Raw genomic sequence first — 22,177 nt, 5'->3', positions numbered from 1 at the left:
AACATACTTGCCATGAATATTGGAATTACAGGCACTGGAAGCTACCTCCCCGCTCAAATAATTGAAAATAGTGATTTTAGCGAATACGAATTTCTTAACGCAGACGGCTCCTCTTTCAAACATTCCAATACGGTTATTATAGAAAAGTTCAAGTCCATCACAGGAATTGGAGCACGTCGGTATGCCAAAGACCATTTGAACACTTCCGATCTTGCTTTTTTCGCAGCCGAAAAGGCCATTGCCGATGCCAGAATCAATAAGGAGGAACTGGACTACATCATTTTTGCGCATAATTTTGGAAATGTTCCCTTTGGGAAGACCCAAGCGGACACGGTACCTAGTTTGGCAACTCGTGTTAAACATCACCTAGAGATAAAAAATCCCAAATGTGTGGCTTACGATGTTTTGTTCGGGTGTCCAGGATGGATAGAAGGTGTTATACAGGCCTACGCCTTTATCAAAAGTGGTATGGCCAAAAAATGTCTGGTCATCGGAGCAGAAACTCTCTCGCGAGTAGTGGACAAGAACGATAGAGATTCCATGATCTACTCGGATGGGGCCGGGGCCGCAATTATTGAGCAATCCGCAAAGGCAGGAATGATTTTGTCGCATATTTCGGCAACCTATTCCTTTGAGGAGTCCAATTTTTTGTTTTTTGGAACATCCTATGATAAATCTGCTGAACAAGAAGTCAGCTATATTAAGATGTATGGGCGAAAAATATATGAATTTGCATTGACCTATGTACCTAGTGCCATGAAGGAATGCTTGGACGAGAGTGGAATTTCAATCATGGAATTGAAGAAAATATTTATCCATCAAGCCAATGAAAAAATGGACGAGGCCATTGTTAAAAGATTCTATGAACTCTACAACCTCGAAATGCCTAAGGGTATAATGCCCATGAACATCGCGCAATTGGGCAATAGTTCCGTTGCAACCATTCCCACTCTATTGGATATGGTAAAATATGGGAAAATTGAAAATCAAAGTATTGCAAAAGGAGATGTTGTTATCTTTGCAAGTGTCGGCGCGGGTATGAATATAAATGCCATCGTTCATAGGTTTTAAAAGTTTAAGGTTTTATGACCTGAAGCCTGAAATGCCGAGAATTCAAAGTCATTTAAGCCAAAAAAATGTACGAAAAAACCTATCCAAATAAACGCTTTCGACATACTTTATCTTTTCTTCAGAAGCACATTTCTACCCATGAGTCTATCTTAGATTTAGGAGTTGAAAACCCATTTTCGGAAATCATGTTGAAGCAGGGGTATACCGTGAAAAATACGAAGGGAGAGGATTTGGATGTTGACTTTTCCATAGTTCAAAACACTAATACGGACGTGGTTACAGCTTTTGAAATCTTTGAACATTTAGTAGCTCCGTTTAACGTGCTAAGAAAAATAAGATCCAATAAACTGGTTGCCAGTATCCCCTTGCGATTATGGTTTTCCCCAGCCTACCAAAGCAAATCCGACCCATGGGATAGGCATTATCACGAATTTGAGGATTGGCAGTTTAATTGGTTACTGGAAAAATCGGGATGGGAAATCAAGGACACAGCCAAATGGACGAACCCTGTAAACAAATTAGGTATACGTCCCTTACTAAGAAGTTTTACCCCACGGTACTATATTGTCTATGCAGTACGAAAAAATAAGGATTCCGAATTTAGCACTCAGATTCAGTAGCAATCATGGACTATTACATAATAATACCTGCCCACAACGAAGAATCCTTTTTGGCAGATACACTGAATTCCGTTCAACGACAGAGCCTGCCTCCAAAAAAAGTTGTAGTAGTCAATGATAATTCAACCGATGGCACGGAATCTATTATCGACGATTTTGTAAAAGGTAGTCCCATTTTTGAAAAACTCAATAGTATATCATCAACCGATCACTTGCCTGGCCGAAAAGTAATCAATGCTTTCAATAAGGCCTTGGAAACACTGGATGAAACCTACGATTTTCTGGTAAAACTTGATGCAGATATTATCTTGCCCAAAACCTATTTTGAAAGCATAGCGGAAATATTCAAAACGCAGCCCGAAGTTGGAATAGCTGGCGGATTTGCTTATGAAAGAGATAGTAATGGAGTATGGAAATTAAACCATCCTATGAACAAAGACCATGTAAGGGGTGCCTTTAAAGCTTATTCCAAAGCATGTTTTATAGCAATAAATGGCCTTAGAAATGCAATAGGTTGGGACACCGTGGATGAGCTTTTGGCCCAATATCACGGTTTTAAGATTTTTACCGAAGAAACACTTAAGGTCAAACATTTGCGCCCTACGGGAAAGGCGTATAACAAGAAAGCAAGATTATTGCAAGGAGAAGCAATGTACACCATGGGCTATGGAATCTTGCTTAGTGGTATAGCTTCCATGAAAATGGCTTTGAAACAGCAAAATGCAAACGTCTTTTTTCACAACCTAAGAGGTTTTTACAATGCCAAGAAAAATAAGACTCCCTATTTGATATCTGAAAAAGAGGCAAAGTTTATTAGAAGGTTGAGATGGAAAAATGTCCGAAACAAATTTTTACTTACACACTTATCGGGATAGTGTCGTCGGAAACAAATTTTTAAGGAAGTAAAACAAAAAAACCGCAAAGTAATCCTTTGCGGTTTTGTTATTATAAGATAAAATCGTTCTTCTTTTTAAATTCCCAATTCGGCCTTTACTTCTGGCAAAATATCTTTGCCCTTTGATACTATTAGAGGCCCACCGGCCTGGGCATCAATTACATAGTCAAAACCTAGGGACGCGGATACTTTTTCAATAGCCGTCTTTGCCTTTTCCATAATGGGCTGAATGAGTTCCGCTTGTTTTTTGCCCAATTCCTGCCGCGCTGCCTGTTCCGCCTCCCCTATGCTCTTTTGGAAACCTTGTAACTCAAGAACCCTTTTTTCATTTTCCTCCCTAGTTTTGGAAGCAGCCTCATTTTCGTACTGGGTAGTTTTGTTCTGATATTCCTTATACGAGCTTTCAATATCCGCCCTATACGTTTCCTGAAGCTTTTTAAGCTCGGCTTCGGCAGCTTTCATTTCGGGCATGGCAGACAATAACTGGGTCACATCAATATGTGCTACCTTGCTCTGTGCGTTTACAAAACTGCTCGCGGCTATAAATAAAACTAGTGCTACAGCTATCCTTCTTACTTGTTTCATGAGTTAAATTTTAATTGTTTTTAATGGTCTCACGGAACCTTCGTTCATCAAATAATTTTTTTTTCAAAAATAACTATTTGTTTGATTTGGTCAATTCCCTGATCCTAATTCTAATTTTTGAGTGTTAATTATGGTTAAAAACTTTTATTTCATCTTAGTTAGTGGAATCATTCTCGTCTTCGGCCTCTGTTTCTTGCTTTTTTCGGGCTTCTTGTTTGGCTTTTCGTTTTGCCTCACGTTCCTCCAAAAGCTTTTTTCTTCTCGCTTCGTAAGCTTTTTTTCGTTCTTCCCTTAATTTTAACTGCTCCGCTCTTCTCTCATCAGCTGTTTTTGCCCTCGCATCTGCTGCCTGTTCCGCTTTTTCTTTTCGTTCCTTTAGAGCGTCGCTTATTTCTTCTTCCGCCGGTTCTCCCTCAAAATCTTGAAGTCGGCTTCTAGTCTCCGCCTTTTTCCTGGGTTTACTGATTTTTCGGGTCCTGGCAATGCCCCTTAAAATCAAATCGCTAATATCGTGCCTTTTTTCGGAGTACAACATTACAACATCTGCCGATTTATCAAAAATAAAATCATACCTTTTGTTGGCTCCAATTTTTTGCACCTCGTTAAATACCTGATCTTGTATGGGCTGGATAAGCTGGCGTTTTTGCAAAACAAGATCGCCTTGCGGACCAAATCGGTCTTGCTGATACTCCAACATTTCCTTCTCCAAAATCTGTATTTCCTCCTCACGTTCTGCAATCAGCTCGTCAGTCAATAATACCTTTTCCGCCATAAGGTCCTTTTTCATTTGATCGACCGAGCTTTGTTTTTGCTCAATTTCCACTTTCCATTTTTGGACCTTGGACTCTAATTGTTCACTAGCTTCCCTGTATTCCTCAACATTTTCCAAGATATATTCCATATCCACGTACGCGATGCGAACTCCTCGCTGGGCATGGGAATACCATGAAAACAGCACAATTGACAAGATTAAAAGAACATTTGATTTTTGCTTCATTATATTTTCGTTTTATCCAATAGAAAATATCATGCCAAAATTACTAAATCTTTTAAAATGAAAGGATTAGCTATGGTCACGATTTCTAAATCTAAAACTGTTGGCCAATGATGAAGTGCGTTTGCCATCCGCTTGGGCCTGCTTGGGGGCTGACATTATCTGGATCAAACCCGTACCCAAAATCAATACCCAATAGACCGAATGCCGGCATAAAAATCCGAAGCCCCGCCCCGACCGATCGTTTTAACTCAAACGGATTAAATTCCTGAAAATTGTTGAAAGCGTTACCTGCTTCTAAAAAAGTTAGGGCAAAAATAGATGCGGAAGGTTTTAAGGTAAGCGGATATCTTAGTTCCAGAGAGAATTTGTTATATACCAAACCACCCTCCTGCCTTCCCGTTGTAGGGTTTATGGGGGTCAATGATTGGTTCTCATATCCCCTTAATTGTATAATGTCTCTTCCGTCCAAGGTAAAGTTCCCAAGACCATCGCCCCCTACGAAAAAACGCTCAAAAGGAACATCTCCAATATCCGTATTGTAACTGCCCAAAAAGCCGAATTCCGCATTGGATCGCAATACCAATGTTTTGTCCGCACTACCTACCAAAGTGGTGTACCAATCTCCCTTAAACTTGATTTTGTAATATTCCAACCACTTAAAACGCTCTTCTTCAAGCGCTTCTCGTCTTTCATTTAAGGCTATGGCCTGGGGGTCATTGGGATCTAGCTGACTAATTTCTTCCAAGAGTTCCTCACTTTCGTCCCGAATAGCTTTGAAGTCTTTGTTACTAAAAAGAGAGTAGGGTGGAGTCAATTTTGCGGTAATTTCAAAATTAGACCCTCCGCGTGGAAATATGCGCCCTCCAGAAGTTGCATTTCTTGATATCCCTAATGTATAGGTAAATGAATTAGATGACCCATTACCAAAACTGAACAACCCGATATTATAATTATTGAAATCGTATAGCTGATATCCTAAGGAATGGGAAATAGTAAAGAAATCATCCGGCCATTGTACCCTTTTGGCAAGTCCGAGGGATATTCCGGTAATGGCAAAACCTCGGCTTTTATCCACATCTATTCTTCCCCTACTGTCAAAACTCGTTCCAAACTGCTGCGTCCTAGATAAGGATAGATTAAAACGTACGGGTTTCTTACCTCCCAACCAAGGCTCGGAAAAGTTGAGGCTATATACCCTAAAAGTTCTACTGGCCTGGACCCTTACGGCAAAAGTTTGTCCATCTCCCATGGGAACTGGTTTATAGGCTTCCCCCTTAAGCAAGTTTTTTATGGAAAAATTACTGAATGAAAGTCCCAAAGTACCAATAAAACCTCCTCCTCCATAACCTCCCTGCAGTTCTATTTGGCTAGAACCGGATTCTACCAAACTATAGGCGATATCTACGGTACCTTCGTTGGGATTGGGATTCTGTATATCCGGCTTTATCTGCTCCGCATCAAAATAACCTAGCTGTCCCAATTCCCGAATACTTCGGATGATATCTGATTTATTGTATTTCTGGCCGGGACGTGTACGAAGTTCCCGAAAGATAACATGGTCATTGGTCTTGTCATTTCCGGCAACCGTAATATGGTCCAAGAATGTTTCCTTGCCCTCTATAATTCTAATTTCGAAATTTATGGTATCATTCTGGGCAGAAACCTCAACAGGGTTAATACTGGAAAAAAGATAACCATTGTTCTGGTATAGACTGCTCAAATCTTGAGCATCTGGTTTGGAATCGTCAGCTATGCGCTCTCTAAGTAGAACGCCATTGTAGGTAGCTCCTTTTTTGATACCCAATACTTGGCTCAACTGTCTATCCGTGTACACACTATTTCCGACAAAATCTATGTCGCCAAAATAGTATTTGTCTCCTTCCTCGACTGCAATTTTGATATTAATATTGTTATCATCCAGCTTTATCACAGAGTCTGATAGTATGCGAGCATCTCTATATCCATTTTCGGCATATTTGTCCACCAGGAGCGAGAGATCGTTTTCATAATCATCTTCTATAAACTTGGATTTTTTCCAAAACCGGCCCAGTCTCTTTTCCTTGGTCTTCTTAAATGCTTTTCGCAATTTCTTGCTCTTAAGCTTTTCATTTCCCTCAAAGATGATATCCTTAATCTTAACCTTATCACCTTTGTTTACGTTGATGACCATCTTCTGTGCATTGGTTTCCGAGGTGTCGTTAACCGTTGTTATGGAAACCCGGGCATTTAGAAAGCCTTGCTTTTTATATTTGTTTTGAAGGTAATTCTTGGTATTTGCAATTAAGCTTTCGGTAATCTTTTTACCTTTCTTAAGGTCGGTATCCTTTACAATGTCATCTACCTTCCTTTTTTTAATACCATTTATGGTAACTTTGGATAAGGTAGGGCGCTCTATGATATTAAGTTCCAAAAAAACTTCATCTCCCTCTACTTTAGTAATATAAAAATCTATATCACTAAAAAGCTCCAATCCCCACAGTTTTTTTATGACCCCGCTTATTTGCTCCCCGGGAACGGTGATGGGCTGCCCTACCCTAAGACCGGTATAGGTCTTAACAGTCTGCTCATTATAACTCTGCAATCCGGTAACCTCCAAACCTCCAAGTATATATTTTTTCCCCTCCTCATATGAGGTTACTTGGGCTAAGGAGAATGTGGTGATGAAGAGTAAAAGGAAGGTAATCAGTGGTTCAAGAGATATGAACCTTTTCATATCGCTAGTTGAGTTGTTCGCTAGTTTTTCCAAATCGTCGTTCTCTGTTCTGGTAATTACGGATGGCCTCTACCAAATGTTTCTCACTAAAATCGGGCCAAAATACGTCAATAAAATATAATTCCGCATACGCTATCTGCCAAAGCAAAAAATTGCTGATCCTATGTTCCCCACTGGTACGGATCAACAAGTCTACATCTGGTAAATCGTGCGTGTAAAGATGGCTATTTATAATGGTTTCATCAATATTTTCAGGAGAAATTATATTATTTTTAACTTTGGTACTTATCCGCTGTACGGCATTTTTCAATTCTTCGCGAGCACCGTAACTAAGGGCCAAAGTAAGGGTCATCCCAGTATGGTGATCTGTTTTTTGCATAACCTCCAATAACTCTTGCTGAGCTTTTTTTGGCAATGAACCAATATCGCCAATGGTGTTTAACCTAACATTATTTTCCTTAAAAGTCCTGAGTTCTTTTTTTAAGGAGGAGACCAAAAGTTTCATCAAGGTATCCACTTCCAATTTTGGGCGTTTCCAATTTTCCGTAGAAAAAGTATAGAGTGTTAGGAATTGTATCCCGATTTTGACACAGTCTTCCACTGTATTCCGAACCGTACGTACCCCGTTCTCATGACCAAAGACTCTCAGTCTTCCTCTTTCTTTTGCCCATCTCCCATTACCGTCCATGATAATAGCGAGGTGCTTCGGGAGGTTCTCACGATTGATGTCTTGCAAAGTGCCCATATGCAAAGTTACTCAAAACAATCGGAGCACGGTTTTCTGCCAAAAGTATAGGTTAAGGTTACTCCTGAAAATACGTACCAATCGTCGCTTAGGATATTTCCGAACTCGGGTCCCGGATTAATCTGTTGCATTACATTGGATTTTTCGGGATTGCTTCCATCAAGATTATCCGTAAAGGTGTATCTGGCACCTATCTCCGCCCCAAGTATTAAAAATTGATTGAGCCGTAATTTGGCACCAACGGTCATTGGAATGGCAAAAGACCCATCCCTTTGATTGGCGTTGATAAATTGACCGGCATCGAAATAATTATAATCATACCGAAAGTAGGTTAATCCAGTGTATAAATATGGAGTAAATGCCGGACCTAGTTTATGAAGGTTGTATTCTACAAAATTAAATTCCAATCCTGCCGAGGCCTCTAAAATGGAGTTATCCATGACGAAACCTCTTTGTTGTCTTGCGGAGCTACTGGATTTGGAATCGTCAGCAGTGAACTTTCCGTAGACAACACTTGCCCGCCAAGCATATCTTTTGCTCTTGTTCCATTTGAAAAGTCCCCCGATAGCTATATCGGACGGCAGAATATAATTGGTTCTTCCTACATCCCCTATAACATTGGCCCCTCCAAAAAATCCTCCTATTTCGTAGGTTTGGGCGCCCAACTTAAAACTGATCAAGACAAGAATTACGATAATGCATCGCCTCATAAATTCCAAAAGTTTGCGAATGTAAAAATTTTAACCTACTCCATTGGTTATATTCCCGTTCTCTCTTGATAAACAGCTTTTAGTTGTATTTATTGTTCCAAGGAAGTGTCAATTACGTGGATCTTCTCCCCATAATAGTTTATTCCTAAGAGTTTTTAGGAAGCTTTCAGAAGTATATTCTATCATCTTTACTGTAAAATCAGCTTTTTCTACAGTTATTTCCGTTCCATTTTCTACAGATGCTATTCTGGAATCCAAAGATATCAAATGATGCTCTTCCCTACCGGAAACCTTTAGGCGTATTACGGTTTCATCCGAAATAACCAAAGGTCTGGCATTAAGATTATGCGGTGCAATGGGAGTTAGGACCAAAGATTTTGCCGTGGGAATAATAACCGGCCCGCCACAACTCAAGGAGTAGCCCGTAGATCCGGTTGGGGTTGAAATAATGAGCCCATCCGCCCAATATGACGTTAAATATTCGCCATCCAAGTGCGTCTCAATAGTAATCATGGAAGTGGTATCCTTTCTGCTTACGGTCACCTCGTTGAGTGCAAAATTTAGGTCTTTAAATTCGGGGATACTGGAATTGGAGCTTACCTTGACCAAGCTTCGTTCCACAACGTGATAATCCCCCTTTACAAATTCTTGGACCACCTTTCTGACGTCTTCCTTTTTAAAAGTGGATAAGAACCCTAAACGACCTGTATTGACCCCAACAATTGGAATACCCAAATCCCTTACATAAGTAGTGGCCCTTAAGATACTTCCATCTCCCCCGAAGCTCACGAACATATCATATGAACCGTCCAATCCCTCGGAAGCGGTAAAGGTTGCGAAATCCTTTGTATTAGGTTGATTCTGGGATAGAAAGGCTTGAAAATTTTTCTCAACGGATATCTCAGCAGATACGGTTCGGAGTTCTTCCAACAGTTCTTCAACGAAATCCGAAGTTGTTTCTTGATACGTTTGGCCATATATAGCAACTTTCATTGAACTTGGCTTTGGAAGTTAAAAAAGTCAGCTACAGTTTTCATTGAAATTATTGAGGGAGCATCTATTCCTTGCTACCATTTAAGTAGATATAAATTTAACAATCTTATTGTTATAATCTAATCAATAGGGCGAAGAAACCATAAAGAGCCCCATTACGGAGTTAAACATTCAAATACTTATCCAAATAATCCGAGCGTTGCTTTAAATCCTCCAAAAACTGGTCATCCTTGCTGCCCAATAAGATGTTGTAGTTGTATCTCCTAAAGGTCTGAAATACTTCATTTAAGCTGGATGTGCTTATCTTAAGGGTAATCTGGACCACATCGTTCCGCATATCCGTAATGAACGCACCAATAATCTTGGCATTGTTGCTTTCTATGATTTGGGCAATCTCGCTAAAGGAATAATCCTTTGTGCCTTTGGCAACCACCACAATGTCACCCGGCTCGGTAAAAAAGGGTGTATCTATGAATGCTCCCACAATTTCGGTGAGGTCATAATACCCAATTACCTCCTCATTGTCATCCAATACGGCTAAAAGATTGGCTTCGTTTCGAGCAAATGTTTCAAGAACGTCCAACCAATTGCTATCTTTTCGAACAAAAAAGGCTTCCAAATTATATCTGTAGTCCTCAATTTTTTTATCGGTATTGTAAGTATCCAAATCGTTCTCGCCCAATGTTCCCAAAAAACTACCATTTTCTGATATAGCCACATGCGAAAAGATACTGCCTTCAAAAAAGAGAACAGCCTTTTCCAGCGAGTCGCCAATATCAAAAACCGGTAAGTCCGTAAGGATGTGCGTTTGAATCTGCATAACTTTAAATATAGCGCAAAATAACAATTAAAAATATCAAAAGGTATGCCTAATTTGTATTTTTGCGACATAATAATGAATAAATCGGATGACCAAACTTAGCGTTAATGTAAACAAGATAGCCACGTTGCGAAATTCTAGGGGGGGAAATGTTCCGGACCTCCTCAAAATGGTTGCGGATATCGAGGAATTTGGATCTCAGGGAATTACCATACACCCTAGACCTGACGAAAGACATATACGTTACCAGGATGCAAGGGACCTAAAGAAAATAGTAACTACTGAGTTGAACATAGAGGGGAACCCCATTCCAAAATTTATTGATTTAGTCCTTGAAGTAAAACCGACCCAGGTAACCCTGGTACCCGATTCGGTGGATGCCATAACCTCTAACGCTGGGTGGGATACGATCAAAAACAGGGATTTTCTAAAAGAGGTGATATCCACTTTTAGCGAAAATGGTATACGAACCTCAATTTTTGTAGATCCGGATAACCAAATGGTAGGTGGTGCAGCAGAAACTGGTGCAGACCGTATTGAACTTTATACGGAAAGTTATGCCAAATCATATGCTACTACAAGGAAAAATGCCATAGAACCCTTTGTAAATGCTGCGGATTTGGCGCACAAGTTGGGACTAGGCATTAATGCCGGGCATGATCTTAGTTTGGAGAACGTAGCATATTTTAAAAACAATATAGGGCATTTACTCGAGGTCTCCATTGGTCATGCTTTAATCTGTGAGTCGCTATACCTCGGATTGGAAAATGTAGTACGAATGTATTTGAATAAATTGAAGTAATGCAGGAACTACACTCCAAGATCCTAGGGAACGGGAAACCATTAATCATTCTTCATGGCTTTTTGGGAATGTCGGACAATTGGAAAACCTTGGGAAGCCAATATGCGGAAAAGGGCTTTGAAGTACACTTAATTGACCAGCGTAACCATGGTAGGAGTTTTTGGTCGGAGGATTTTAATTACGACCTAATGGCCCATGACGTACACAACTACGTTTCAAACCACAGATTGGAAAGAGGTCATCTTATGGGACATTCCATGGGAGGTAAGACCGCAATGCAGTTTGCCTGTACGTATCCCGGATGGGTGCATAAATTAATCGTCGCAGATATTGCACCCAAATACTATCCACCGCATCATCAAACTATTCTGGATGCACTCAACGGTTTGGATTTGGATGTATTGGATTCCCGGGGAAAGGTAGATCAGGAACTTTCTAAATCAATTTCGGAAATAGGGACCAGACAGTTCTTATTAAAAAACCTATATTGGAAAGAAAAGGGAATTTTACGGTTCCGATTCAACCTGAAGGTCTTGAGCGATAAAATGGAAGAAATTGGGGACAACATTGGTTCCTCTGAGAAATTTGAGGGAGCCACTCTTTTTCTGCGAGGAGGTAATTCAGAATACATAGCTCCAAATGATATCCTGGAAATTAAGAAACACTTTCCCATTGCGGAATTGGATACCATTAAAAACACAGGTCATTGGCTACACGCCGAAAACCCCAAGGAATTTTTTGAAAAATCCCTTTCGTTTCTAAATCGATAAAAAATGGGGTCGTTTATTATGCATGCATAATTTTTTTGTCCGAATTATTGTACGTCCCGTAATTTTGGTTAATTTTGATTTTACATCGTTTTAACATAGACTTTACGTAAACTAACTCTTTATAACTATGAAAAAGATTATAACATTACTAGCCTTTTTCGGATTTTTGATTGTTTCATGTAGTGATGACGACACGCTTCCGGATGATACTGGTGGCATGACGCCAGAGCCTGTAAATTACACTAGTGGATCTGCGGATTTTTCTACCTATGTAGCTCTCGGGAACTCACTTACGGCAGGTTTTTCCGATGGGGCCCTGTTTAGTGCCGGCCAAACCGCGTCTTTTCCCAACATGCTGGCTACAAGCTTTGCCCAAGCCGGTGGAGGCGAATTTACAATTCCGTTCATGAACGATGATTTAGGGGGGTTAACCTTGGGCGGTATGCCTTTGGAAGATTTTGAAAATCGATTTATCCTTTCTTTTGCATCGGGCTCCCCAGCACCTGTTCGATTGGACGGAACTGGATCCACGGAAGTATCCAATGTTTTAAGTGGCCCTTTTAATAATATGGGGGTTCCTGGCGCCAAGATTTATCACCTACCGGCCGCAGGTTATGGAAGCCTGGATGCCTTGGCCATTGGTGCGGCAAATCCTTATTATGTTCGGTTCGCTTCTTCGCCCACCGCATCAATGATAGGTGATGCTGTTGCCCAAAACCCAACTTTTTTTACCCTTTGGATCGGAAACAACGATATTTTGGCCTATGCCACCGAAGGTGGTGACGGCGAAAATCAGGAAGGAAATACCAATCCACTCACCTATGGGTCAAGTGATATTACTGATTCTGGTCTATTCACCCTTGTGTACGATCAATTGCTACAAGCGCTTACTGCAAATGGGGCGAATGGTGTATTGGCCAATATTCCCAATGTTACAAGCATACCTTATTTTACAACGGTACCATCTGCACCCCTAGACCCTACCAATCCAGATTTCGGACCTCAAATCCCTACGCTCAATGCCACATATGCACAGTTGAACCAGGTTTTTGAGTTTTTGGGAGTTCCAGAAAGATCCATCACTTTTTCTACCAGTGCTGCCAGTGCATTGGTTATTAAAGACGAATCATTGACAGATTTATCGGCACAGATAACCGGTGCATTACAAGTAGGTGGTTTGGACGCTCCCACAGCTGCAGTAATTGGATTTTTATATGGGCAGGCAAGGCAGGCCAATGAAAATGACCTTATTGTATTGCCCGCGCAAAATGCAATTGCCCAATTCAATGAAATTGCCTTTGCCACATTGCAAGACCTTGGTGTACCCGCAGCGGACGCTGGTCAATTATCCGTAAACGGAATTACCTATCCTATGGAAGACAAATGGGTACTTACGCCCAGCGAGCAGGAGACCATAGCCGTAGCCTTGGACAGATTCAATGGGATTATTACCACTTTAGCCGTCCAATATGACCTCCCCGTTATTGATGTAAAAGCACTTTTAGAAAGAGCGGGAAGCGAAGGCATACCGCTTTCTGACGGAAGCACGATTACGGCGGAATTCGCTACTGGTGGTGGATTTTCACTGGATGGTGTCCACCTCTCCCCAAGGGGATATGCCCTGATAGCCAATGCGTTCATAGAAGCCATTGAGACGAAATATGGAGCGGAGCTACCTGAGGTAGACCCATTGGAATTTACCGGACTTTATATCGATTGAATCTAAAATATATTTTATACTTTTAGAGGAATCGGGATAAGCCCGGTGCCTTTTTTCAATCCTTCAAAACAATTTGATATGAAGCTTATCCTTCGCATTCTACTCAGTGCATTGGCCGTAGTAATATTGTCAAAAATTCTGCCCCACGTTTTCGTGGACTCCTACCTTACCGCCATCATTGTTGCCCTGGTGTTAAGCCTTCTGAATTTTATCGTAAAACCTATTTTGGTGATTCTGACATTGCCGGTAACACTAATTACTTTTGGTTTATTTCTCTTGATTATCAATGCGATTATAATACTATTGGCGGATCAGCTTATCACAGGATTTAGAGTGGACGGTATTTGGTGGGCCTTGCTATTCAGTTTACTTTTATCGTTTCTTCAATCCATATTATTTTCGCTGTTGAAAGAAAGCAAATAATAAGGTTATTCTTTGGTGATCAAGTAATCCAAAAACTTGTCGGGATATTTTAATTGTGCTACTTTTGCATCCCATTTTATTTTTCTAAATAGATACAAAAAATGAATATCACCAAAGAGCAGATAGATGAGTTGAATGCCGTTGTAAAAGTGGCCATTACAAAGGACGACTATCAGGATAAGGTAGATAAGATTCTCAAGGACTATAGAAAGCAAGCCAACATCCCCGGTTTTAGAAAAGGGCAAGTACCCATAGGGCTTATAAAAAAACAGTATGGCAGGGCAGTTCTAGTTGATGAAGTCAATAAACTGCTGCAGGACAATCTAAACAAATACCTTACAGAGGAAAAATTGGATGTTCTTGGCAATCCTCTACCAAAGCAACAGGATAATTTTGACTGGGACAAGGAAGATTTTGCCTTTGAATTTGAATTGGGATTGGCACCATCCTTTGAAGTACCCTTAAAGACCAAAAAAAGCATCACACGGTATAAGATCTTGGCCGACAAAAAGATGGTAACCGAGCAGGTAGAACGTATGCGGAAACAATATGGGAAATTGGTTACAAAAGCGGCAGTGGAAAAAAAGGATGAAATAAATGGTATTTTCCTAAATGAGGATGAGGAAATAGAAAACAAGGCCACCGTAGAACTGGAGAAGGTAAAAAGCAAAAAAGCGCTGGCGGCCCTTATTGGAAAAAAAGTCGGTGAAAAGGTCTCACTAAATACCAAAGGTCTTTTTAAAGAGGATTATCTCTTGTCCAGTGTTTTGGGTATTTCACAGGAAAAAGCCAAAGACCTAAAGATAGACGTATCCTTTACCATTGAGGAAATCAATGAGCGTGAACCGGCACAATTGGATCAAGACTTTTTTGACAAGTTGTTTGGCAAGGATACGGTAACTTCCGAGGATGAAATGAAAGCGCGTATAAAAGAAGATTCGGAAAAGCAGTTTGAACAGCAATCCGATCAGAAGTTATTGAACGACATTACGGAGTATTTCATTGAAAACACAAAATTTGACCTTCCATCTGAATTTCTGACCAAATGGATTCAAATGACCGGGGAAAAGCCCCTTTCCCCAGAAGAAGCTACCGAGGAATTTGAAAAGTCGGAAAAAGGTCTACGTTATCAATTGATCGAAGGGAAAATCATCAAGGATAACAATTTAGATATACAGTTTGATGAGTTAAAGGAATTTGCCAAAGGCTTTATTAAATCCCAAATGGCACAATTTGGGCAATTGGATCCCCAAGAAGAGGAATTGGACAATATTGCGGCAAGGGTTCTGGGAAATCAGGATGAAGTTAAGCGCCTATCCGAACAGTTAATGAGCCAAAAATTGTTGAACCTCTATAAAGACAAAGTAAATTTCAAGGTAAAAGAGGTTACCTATGAAAATTTTGTGAAGGAAGTGTACGGATAATTTCCGAAAAATAATAAGTATCTTTACGGTGCCGAAGCAATAGTTTCGGCACCTTTTTTTATTAAAAAATGTTAGTTTAAAACCAATGGATTACGGAAAAGAATTTAAGAATTACGCTATAAAGCATCAAGGTATAAGCAGTACGTATTACGATACCATCTTAACCAGCATGTATCCGGTAGGCCTTACCCCCAATATCATTGAAGAAAGACAATTAAATGCTGTGGCCATGGACGTATTTTCCAGGCTTATGATGGATCGCATTATCTTTTTGGGCACGGGAATCAATGATCAAGTGGCCAATATTGTACAGGCACAACTGTTGTTTTTGGAAAGCACGGATGCCTCCAAGGATATTCAGATTTACATCAATTCTCCGGGAGGTAGTGTATATGCAGGTCTGGGCATCTATGATACTATGCAGTTCATTAAACCGGATGTCGCTACAATTTGTACCGGTATGGCCGCTTCTATGGGCGCTGTATTGTTGTGCGCTGGCGAAAATGGAAAACGTAGTGGCCTTACACATTCCAGGGTAATGATACATCAACCTATGGGAGGAGCCCAGGGGCAGGCTAGTGATATCGAAATTACGGCCCGGGAAATCCTAAAACTCAAGGAAGAATTATATCAAATCATTGCAAAACACTCAGGGCAATCCATTGAAAAAGTGCACGAAGATAGTGATCGCGATTACTGGATGAAAGCGGAAGAAGCCAAAAAATATGGTATGATCGATGAAATTCTGGTAAGGGAGAGGAGCTAATTTCGACAAAGCGCTACAAAAACCGGATATTACCGTGAAACGCAATGAACCAAAATCCAAATTCTTTCGTTAGTATCTTGGATATACGATAATAGTTATGGCAAAGGAAAACCTAGAATGCTCCTTTTGTGGACGTAAGAAGCCTGAGACCAATCTGCTCATAGCAGGTTTGGATGCCCATATATGTGACCGCTGTATAGAGCAGGCTCATGGAATAGTCGCCGAAGAATCCAGACAGACCAAGACCAATGATTTAACTTCTGAACTTGTTTTAAAAAAACCCTTGGAAATCAAGGAATTTCTGGACACTTTTATTATCGGTCAGGAGCGGACAAAAAAAGTAATGTCAGTTGCCGTATACAACCATTACAAAAGGTTGTTGCAGCCCTCTTCCAAAGAAGATGAAATAGAGATACAAAAAAGTAACATCATCATGGTGGGGCAGACGGGAACGGGAAAGACCTTAATGGCCAAGACCATCGCAAAGATGCTCAATGTTCCTTTAGCTATAGTAGATGCTACCGTTTTGACCGAGGCAGGTTATGTCGGAGAGGACGTAGAAAGTATACTTACCCGCTTACTGCAGGCGGCGGATTACAATTTGGAAAAAACGGAGCGAGGAATCGTATTTATAGATGAAATCGATAAAATCGCACGTAAGAGCGATAACCCTTCCATTACCCGGGACGTATCCGGTGAAGGAGTACAGCAAGGACTCTTAAAGCTTCTGGAAGGTACCGTAGTAAACGTACCGCCCAAAGGAGGCAGAAAACACCCAGATCAAAAATTCATTGAAGTAAACACGGAAAACATATTGTTCATTGCAGGGGGTGCTTTCGATGGAATTGAAAGGGCCATTACCAAACGCCTTAATATGCAAGCCGTTGGCTATAGTGCGTCAAAAGCAGAGGAGAACTTGGATGAAAGAAACATCTTGCAATATATAATTCCCAGGGATTTAAAGGAATTTGGTTTGATTCCAGAAATCATTGGTAGGCTACCTGTCCTTACCCACATGAATCCATTGGATAAAAAAACGCTTAGAGCTATACTCACAGAGCCTAAAAATGCTATCATAAAACAGTATGAAAAGCTGTTTGAAATGGATGGTATATCCTTCAAGATAACGGAACAAGCTTTGGACTACATAGTAGAGAAGGCTATTGAATATAAGCTTGGGGCCCGCGGGTTACGTTCATTGTGTGAAGCAATTTTCACAGATGCCATGTTTGAAATGCCGAGTAATGACGAAACAGAGCTCAAGGTTACCAAGCCTTATGCAGAGAATAAATTGTCCCATGAAACCATTAAAAAACTTAAAGCGGTTTCATAGTTTGAAAAGCCATTAAAAAAAGTCCCGAGGTTCTAAGGACCTTGCGACTTTTTTTAATATATCATCTTAAGAGTTTATACCGCTTTTTTGGGTTTTGATATCTTCTGTGTTGCCCTATCCAATAAATCCTGGCATACGCTCTGAATTATCTTCTCATCCGTATATAAGGTATGACCAAAATTCTTTACGATTTCCGTTTCAACACCAACTTTGGAAAACCATTCACAGGAAGGACGATATTCATCGTTTTCTCCATATAGCAAACTTATGGGCACATTTGGTTTTTCAGTTTCCATTCGTATTCTAGTTGCGGAAATGGTATATAAAGATTTTATAGGAAGCCCTTTCAAACCTGCTTTCCAAGCTATGGTACCACCCGTACTAAAAGCTAGGTAATGACTTGGGCGGTCCTCCCGTTTTAATAAATGGGCCACGGCAGTATCTATACCCCCATTTACAAAGGCATGATGGATATTTTTATCCGTTTGGATCGTTAAATCAATATTGGCCAGTTGTTGGCAATCATAGAAAACTATATCATAATATTGCTGAAGATAACCGAGGTAGGACGTAATCCAAAGTCCTTTTTTAACACCCCACATATCTGAAATCACTACAAGTCTTTGCGCCATGAGAATTCTACGATTAAGTATTGATTAGGTTAAATTGTACCACAAATTGTACATTTAACGTCATATATCCATATTTATTTGTTCATCTGAAGTAATTCTTCGATGTAGTCCTTTTTCTTAAAAAAATGATTGAGCAAAGCCCGTTGACTTAATTCTGCATATAGTCTATGTCCAAATCGAAGTCAGGCCCAAAGGTAATTGCTAATATCCCAAGGGCCGTTCCCGCAAGTATAATAGGCAAACCTGCTGTTTTTAAGAAAGAAAACTTTCGTTCCTTTATAACCATAACCTCCTCTTGAGCAAGCTTTGTCAAAGTCCCTGATGATTTTGATTTGCGCCCGATCAATGTATCGCCGTACTTCAAAATCCATATTTTGTGATTTTTATTATCGGCGGTTATAATCTTATATTTTTTACCCTTGCTTATAACGGATGTTCCAGTATCCATTGTTTTATAACTATAACAACTGGAAAAAACCATACAGCTTGTTAGTAGCCAAATCTTTGTTTTCATGATGCTGAGTTTAATTTTCGAAAACAAAATTAATGGGCTATCAACAGGGAGTGTCCAAGATTATCCAGACCACAAGATTTCGGACAAGGGTAACACTTTTAAGAATGTTCCGCTCTAAATTGTGTAGGAGTCTTTCCCGTAAATTTTTTAAAAGCAGTATAAAATGTAGATTTTGAATTGAAACCGCACTCCAAGCCTATTGCTACTATGGTATACGCATCATAATCAGGATGGGACAATAATTTCTTTGCCTCCTCAACACGAAATTTATTGATATAGTCTGAAAAATTACCCTCGGAATAAGTGTTTATCAATTTAGACAAGCTGCTCGTGCTGGTGTTCATTTCCCGGGAAAGACTTTCCAGACTTAAATAAGGATCCAAATAATGCTGTTCCCCCAAAATAAAGGTCTGAATTTCCTTAAAGGTATTTGCTTCTTTTTGGCTTCTATCAAGATCCGGCAAACCTCTTTGATCATTTTTACCTTTTGTAATCCGTTTGTTTCGGATCACCCCCCGCAATACTATTCTATCCTTTAAAATCACATATTGAAAGAAAGCCTGGTACCCTACCCAATAAATTAAGATGGAAGACCCCAAGCGCAAGGGATAATAGCTATAGGGTTGTTCAACCATTCCCGTAAGATTAAAAAAAATAGCTGTCATCCATAAAACAAACACAAGCCCGCCCATGGACATAAACCGTTTAAGCCAGTGAAGATTATCAAACAGCAAGATAGGACTGTGCAATCCTTCATATTTGTATAGTATGCGGTACGCTTTAAAAAAAAGAAACAGAGAGTAGGACAGGGTTAAAGTGTCCTCCAAGATATTATAATCATTCAACCGATGCTGATTCCATACACCATCGTAAACCATGTAGGTAACCCAACTTCGGGTTAAAAACTCCAATAAAAAAATGCCTCCTGATATTAGGATAAATGTCCATCTTTTTCTTTCAATTTCAAGATAGGATATCAAAAAGGCATAGTACATCGGCACAATCAGAACATACCAGGGTATTATAAAATCTTGCCAAAAGCCATGGGAGGAAACAAAACCTTTATCAATCAACCAGGACTGTAGATTATTCAATGAAAGAAAAAAAACGAACAGATTCAAGAAAAGAATAGTTTTCTCTATTTTCTTTCTTGAAAAAAACGTAGCTATGTTAAAAACAAAACCCTGTACGGCCCCTGCAATCATAAGAAAATTGAAAACAGCGGTCATGACATAGGGTTGGTGGAACGGTTATTGTCTAAGATACTATTATTTGTTCATTTGGAGCAATTCCTCTATGTAGTCCCTTGTATTGGATAATCTCGGTATTTTATGTTGGCCGCCCAACTTGTCCTTGGATTTCAACCAATCATAAAAAAGATTCTCCCTGGCAACATGCACTTTGGGCATCTTTAAGGTAATGTTGTTATAGCGCTTGGCCTCATAATCGGAGTTGAGTGATTTTAAGGCATTATCCAAAAACTCAGTAAAGTAATCGATTTTCTCCGGTGGTTTTCTGAATTCAATGATCCATTCATGCGCACCCTTTCCTCTGCCCGACATAAAAATGGGACCTGCCGTATAATCCTTTATTTCCGCCCCGGTCTTTTTACAAATACTTTTTAGGGCCTCCTCCGCATTTTCAATTATCAATTCCTCTCCAAAGACATTAATATGGTGCTTGGTACGCCCAGTTACTTTGACCCTATAAGGGTCCGTTGATGTAAACCGTACGGTATCCCCAATTCTGTATCGCCATAATCCAGCATTGGTGGTAATTACTATGGCATAGTTGGTCTTTGTTTTTACCTCCCAAAGTGGAATCGCTTTTTCAAGAGGGGTCCCATAGCAGTCCATAGGAATGAATTCATAAAAAATACCGTAATCCAGCATTAACAAAAGGTCGTCGGCATTATTACGATCTTGGATGGCGAAAAAACCTTCCGAAGCATTATAAATTTCATAGTACCTGAAATTCTTCCGAGGTAAAAGTTTTTGATATTGCTCCTTATACGGAACAAAACTTACCCCTCCGTGAAAATATACTTCCAAATTCTCCCAGACTTCGAACAGATGCGATTTCCCGGTCTCCTCGAGCACATTGTTCAACAAGACAAGCATCCATGAGGGAACCCCGGCAAGACTTGTTACATTTTCCTGGGTACTTTCATGTATTATAGCCTTTAGTTTGTTTTCCCATTCGCTCATAAGCGATACCCTACTGCTGGGGGTACTACTAAACTCTGCCCAAAGGGGCATATTATCTATTAGAATAGCCGAAAGGTCGCCAAAAAAAGATCCATTGTCCTCATATAGTTCCTTACTACCGCCCAACCGAAGGCTTTTGCCCGCGAACAATTGGGAATTCTCGTTATTGTTAAGATACAAACAAAGTAAATCTTTCCCGGATTTATAATGACAGTCCTCAAGGGCCTCGGAACTTACCGGAATAAATTTGCTCTTTGCATTTGTAGTACCACTACTTTTGGCAAACCATTTTATGGATGTTGGCCAAAATATGTTCTGCTCCCCCTTCCTTGTACGTTCTATATCCGGCTCCAATTCCTCATAGGATATAATAGGTACTCTGTCCCTAAATGTTTCATAATCCGGAATGGATTCAAAATCGTACTTTTTCCCAAACTCCGTGTCCTCGGCTATTTCAAGTAATTGTTGTAATACCTCAGCCTGTACCTCCAAGGGATACTTCAGAAAAAGTTCTATCTGGTGATAACGTTTTTTAAGTAACCACGAGGCAATGGAATTAAATAGCGGTATCGGCATTTTTGGGTATCTTTATCCGCCTAAATTAGCTTTAATCCTTATTATTTTCAAATAAGAAATACTTTTATGCAGTACGAGGGTGTTTTACAAAAGATGCAGACGGAGGTGGGTACGCCCATTCAATATTATTTGGTGTTCGAGAACGATTTTTTGAACATGAACCAGATATTGGACAAGCACCTGCAGATAGACTTCATCAAATTCCAATGCCTAAACTGCGGACGGGACAGGCCTATTTACCGGCAGGGGTTCTGTAAGACCTGTTTTTATGAAGTTCCGACTGCTGGGGATTGGATCATGCGACCCGAACTTAGTACTGCTCATTTGGACAAGGAGGACCGTGATCTGGAGTATGAAAAAAAAGTGCAATTGCAACCACATATCGTTTACCTGGCCAATAGCAGCAACATAAAAGTAGGGGTAACCCGAAAATCACAGGTACCTACCCGATGGATCGACCAAGGTGCCCATGAGGCCATAGAAATTGTAGAAGTGCCCAATCGCTACCTGGCGGGTATTACAGAAGTGGCGTTGAAGGACCACCTTAGTGATAAGACCAATTGGCGTAAAATGCTAACCAATGATGTAAAGGATGAAAACTTGGTGGATTGGCGGGATCGGTTAAAGGAATATATTCCCGAAGAGGCCTCGGAATATTATATTGATACCAATAAAGAAACCCATTTACAGTTTCCCGTACTTCAATATCCCGAAAAGGTGAATAGTCTAAACCTTAATAAAAACCCAAGCTATAAGGGTATCCTAAAGGGGATTAAGGGGCAGTACCTCATTTTTGAGGATAATACGGTCTTTAACATTCGTGGGAGCGAAGGATATTATGTGGGATTGAGTATCGATTGA

22 protein-coding genes are annotated in these 22,177 nt (G+C 40.2%); 11 read left to right on the top strand and 11 right to left on the bottom strand.

The features are described from left to right. Positions 1-12: 12 nt before the first annotated feature. The 3 genes from D7Z94_RS14945 to D7Z94_RS14935 all read left to right on the top strand — a co-directional run bounded on the left by D7Z94_RS14945 (position 13) and on the right by D7Z94_RS14935 (position 2,566). The gene (locus D7Z94_RS14945; RefSeq protein ID WP_120713146.1) at positions 13-1,071 is read left to right on the top strand and encodes a 3-oxoacyl-ACP synthase III family protein; all 1,059 of its coding nucleotides are present in this window, start codon (positions 13-15) and stop codon (positions 1,069-1,071) included. A gap of 65 nt (positions 1,072-1,136) precedes the next feature. Further along, positions 1,137-1,691, top strand: a complete 555-nt coding sequence (locus D7Z94_RS14940; RefSeq protein ID WP_120712404.1) for a methyltransferase domain-containing protein — start codon at positions 1,137-1,139, stop codon at positions 1,689-1,691. Between the two features lie 5 nt (positions 1,692-1,696). Continuing rightward, complete coding sequence (locus D7Z94_RS14935; protein WP_120712403.1) at positions 1,697-2,566, top strand: glycosyltransferase; 870 nt, start codon at positions 1,697-1,699, stop codon at positions 2,564-2,566. Between the two features lie 95 nt (positions 2,567-2,661). Here the strand turns inward: D7Z94_RS14935 and D7Z94_RS14930 are convergent, their stop codons facing one another. From D7Z94_RS14930 to D7Z94_RS14900, 7 genes are all read right to left on the bottom strand, one after another. Continuing rightward, a complete protein-coding gene (locus tag D7Z94_RS14930) occupies positions 2,662-3,171 on the bottom strand; it encodes an OmpH family outer membrane protein (RefSeq protein WP_120712402.1) in 510 nt (169 codons plus the stop codon). Between the two features lie 154 nt (positions 3,172-3,325). Continuing rightward, on the bottom strand, positions 3,326-4,168 hold the full coding sequence (locus D7Z94_RS14925; RefSeq protein ID WP_120712401.1) for an OmpH family outer membrane protein: 843 nt from the start codon (positions 4,166-4,168) through the stop codon (positions 3,326-3,328). Between the two features lie 91 nt (positions 4,169-4,259). Then, a complete protein-coding gene (locus D7Z94_RS14920) occupies positions 4,260-6,881 on the bottom strand; it encodes a BamA/OMP85 family outer membrane protein (RefSeq protein WP_120712400.1) in 2,622 nt (873 codons plus the stop codon). Between the two features lie 4 nt (positions 6,882-6,885). Then, a complete protein-coding gene (locus D7Z94_RS14915; RefSeq protein WP_120712399.1) occupies positions 6,886-7,626 on the bottom strand; it encodes an isoprenyl transferase in 741 nt (246 codons plus the stop codon). Positions 7,627-7,634: 8 nt separating this feature from the next. Continuing rightward, positions 7,635-8,336 carry a type IX secretion system protein PorG gene (porG, locus tag D7Z94_RS14910; RefSeq protein WP_120712398.1) on the bottom strand — a complete coding sequence of 234 codons (702 nt, stop codon included), beginning with the start codon at positions 8,334-8,336 and terminating at the stop codon, positions 7,635-7,637. 108 nt (positions 8,337-8,444) lie between these two features. Beyond that, entirely contained in the window at positions 8,445-9,329 is an 885-nt protein-coding gene (locus tag D7Z94_RS14905; RefSeq protein ID WP_120712397.1) for an NAD kinase, read from the bottom strand. Between the two features lie 163 nt (positions 9,330-9,492). Continuing rightward, a complete protein-coding gene (locus tag D7Z94_RS14900) occupies positions 9,493-10,149 on the bottom strand; it encodes a CBS domain-containing protein (RefSeq protein WP_120712396.1) in 657 nt (218 codons plus the stop codon). 88 nt (positions 10,150-10,237) lie between these two features. On the opposite strand from D7Z94_RS14900, the gene D7Z94_RS14895 reads away from it, so the two are divergent. The 7 genes from D7Z94_RS14895 to clpX all read left to right on the top strand — a co-directional run bounded on the left by D7Z94_RS14895 (position 10,238) and on the right by clpX (position 17,387). Next, positions 10,238-10,951, top strand: a complete 714-nt coding sequence (locus tag D7Z94_RS14895) for a pyridoxine 5'-phosphate synthase (protein ID WP_120712395.1) — start codon at positions 10,238-10,240, stop codon at positions 10,949-10,951. Continuing rightward, the gene (locus D7Z94_RS14890) at positions 10,951-11,721 is read left to right on the top strand and encodes an alpha/beta fold hydrolase (protein WP_120712394.1); all 771 of its coding nucleotides are present in this window, start codon (positions 10,951-10,953) and stop codon (positions 11,719-11,721) included. Before D7Z94_RS14895 ends, D7Z94_RS14890 begins: the two co-directional genes overlap by 1 nt. Before the next feature lie 127 nt (positions 11,722-11,848). Then, positions 11,849-13,441, top strand: coding sequence for an SGNH/GDSL hydrolase family protein (locus tag D7Z94_RS14885; protein ID WP_120712393.1), 1,593 nt, complete (start codon positions 11,849-11,851; stop codon positions 13,439-13,441). Between the two features lie 78 nt (positions 13,442-13,519). Then, positions 13,520-13,864, top strand: coding sequence for a phage holin family protein (locus D7Z94_RS14880; RefSeq protein ID WP_120713145.1), 345 nt, complete (start codon positions 13,520-13,522; stop codon positions 13,862-13,864). A 101-nt stretch (positions 13,865-13,965) separates the two neighbouring features. Beyond that, positions 13,966-15,288: a trigger factor gene (tig, locus tag D7Z94_RS14875; RefSeq protein ID WP_120712392.1), complete on the top strand. Its 1,323-nt coding sequence runs from the start codon at positions 13,966-13,968 to the stop codon at positions 15,286-15,288. A gap of 85 nt (positions 15,289-15,373) precedes the next feature. Next, complete coding sequence (gene clpP / locus D7Z94_RS14870) at positions 15,374-16,054, top strand: ATP-dependent Clp endopeptidase proteolytic subunit ClpP (RefSeq protein WP_120712391.1); 681 nt, start codon at positions 15,374-15,376, stop codon at positions 16,052-16,054. 97 nt (positions 16,055-16,151) lie between these two features. After that, on the top strand, positions 16,152-17,387 hold the full coding sequence (clpX, locus tag D7Z94_RS14865; RefSeq protein WP_120712390.1) for an ATP-dependent Clp protease ATP-binding subunit ClpX: 1,236 nt from the start codon (positions 16,152-16,154) through the stop codon (positions 17,385-17,387). 74 nt (positions 17,388-17,461) lie between these two features. Here the strand turns inward: clpX and D7Z94_RS14860 are convergent, their stop codons facing one another. The 4 genes from D7Z94_RS14860 to D7Z94_RS14845 all read right to left on the bottom strand — a co-directional run bounded on the left by D7Z94_RS14860 (position 17,462) and on the right by D7Z94_RS14845 (position 21,316). Next, entirely contained in the window at positions 17,462-18,019 is a 558-nt protein-coding gene (locus D7Z94_RS14860; protein WP_120712389.1) for an alpha/beta fold hydrolase, read from the bottom strand. Between the two features lie 148 nt (positions 18,020-18,167). Then, positions 18,168-18,533, bottom strand: a complete 366-nt coding sequence (locus D7Z94_RS14855) for a hypothetical protein (protein WP_120712388.1) — start codon at positions 18,531-18,533, stop codon at positions 18,168-18,170. 98 nt (positions 18,534-18,631) lie between these two features. Next, positions 18,632-19,762 carry a helix-turn-helix domain-containing protein gene (locus D7Z94_RS14850; RefSeq protein WP_120712387.1) on the bottom strand — a complete coding sequence of 377 codons (1,131 nt, stop codon included), beginning with the start codon at positions 19,760-19,762 and terminating at the stop codon, positions 18,632-18,634. Between the two features lie 39 nt (positions 19,763-19,801). Then, on the bottom strand, positions 19,802-21,316 hold the full coding sequence (locus D7Z94_RS14845) for a GH3 auxin-responsive promoter family protein (protein ID WP_120712386.1): 1,515 nt from the start codon (positions 21,314-21,316) through the stop codon (positions 19,802-19,804). 66 nt (positions 21,317-21,382) lie between these two features. On the opposite strand from D7Z94_RS14845, the gene D7Z94_RS14840 reads away from it, so the two are divergent. Beyond that, complete coding sequence (locus D7Z94_RS14840) at positions 21,383-22,177, top strand: DUF2797 domain-containing protein (RefSeq protein WP_120712385.1); 795 nt, start codon at positions 21,383-21,385, stop codon at positions 22,175-22,177.

It is taken from the genome of Ulvibacterium marinum (assembly GCF_003626755.1).
Classification (GTDB): Bacteria; Bacteroidota; Bacteroidia; order Flavobacteriales; family Flavobacteriaceae; genus Ulvibacterium; species Ulvibacterium marinum.
Note: the sequence above shows the minus strand (reverse complement) of the source record. Positions and strands in the feature narration are given on the sequence as shown.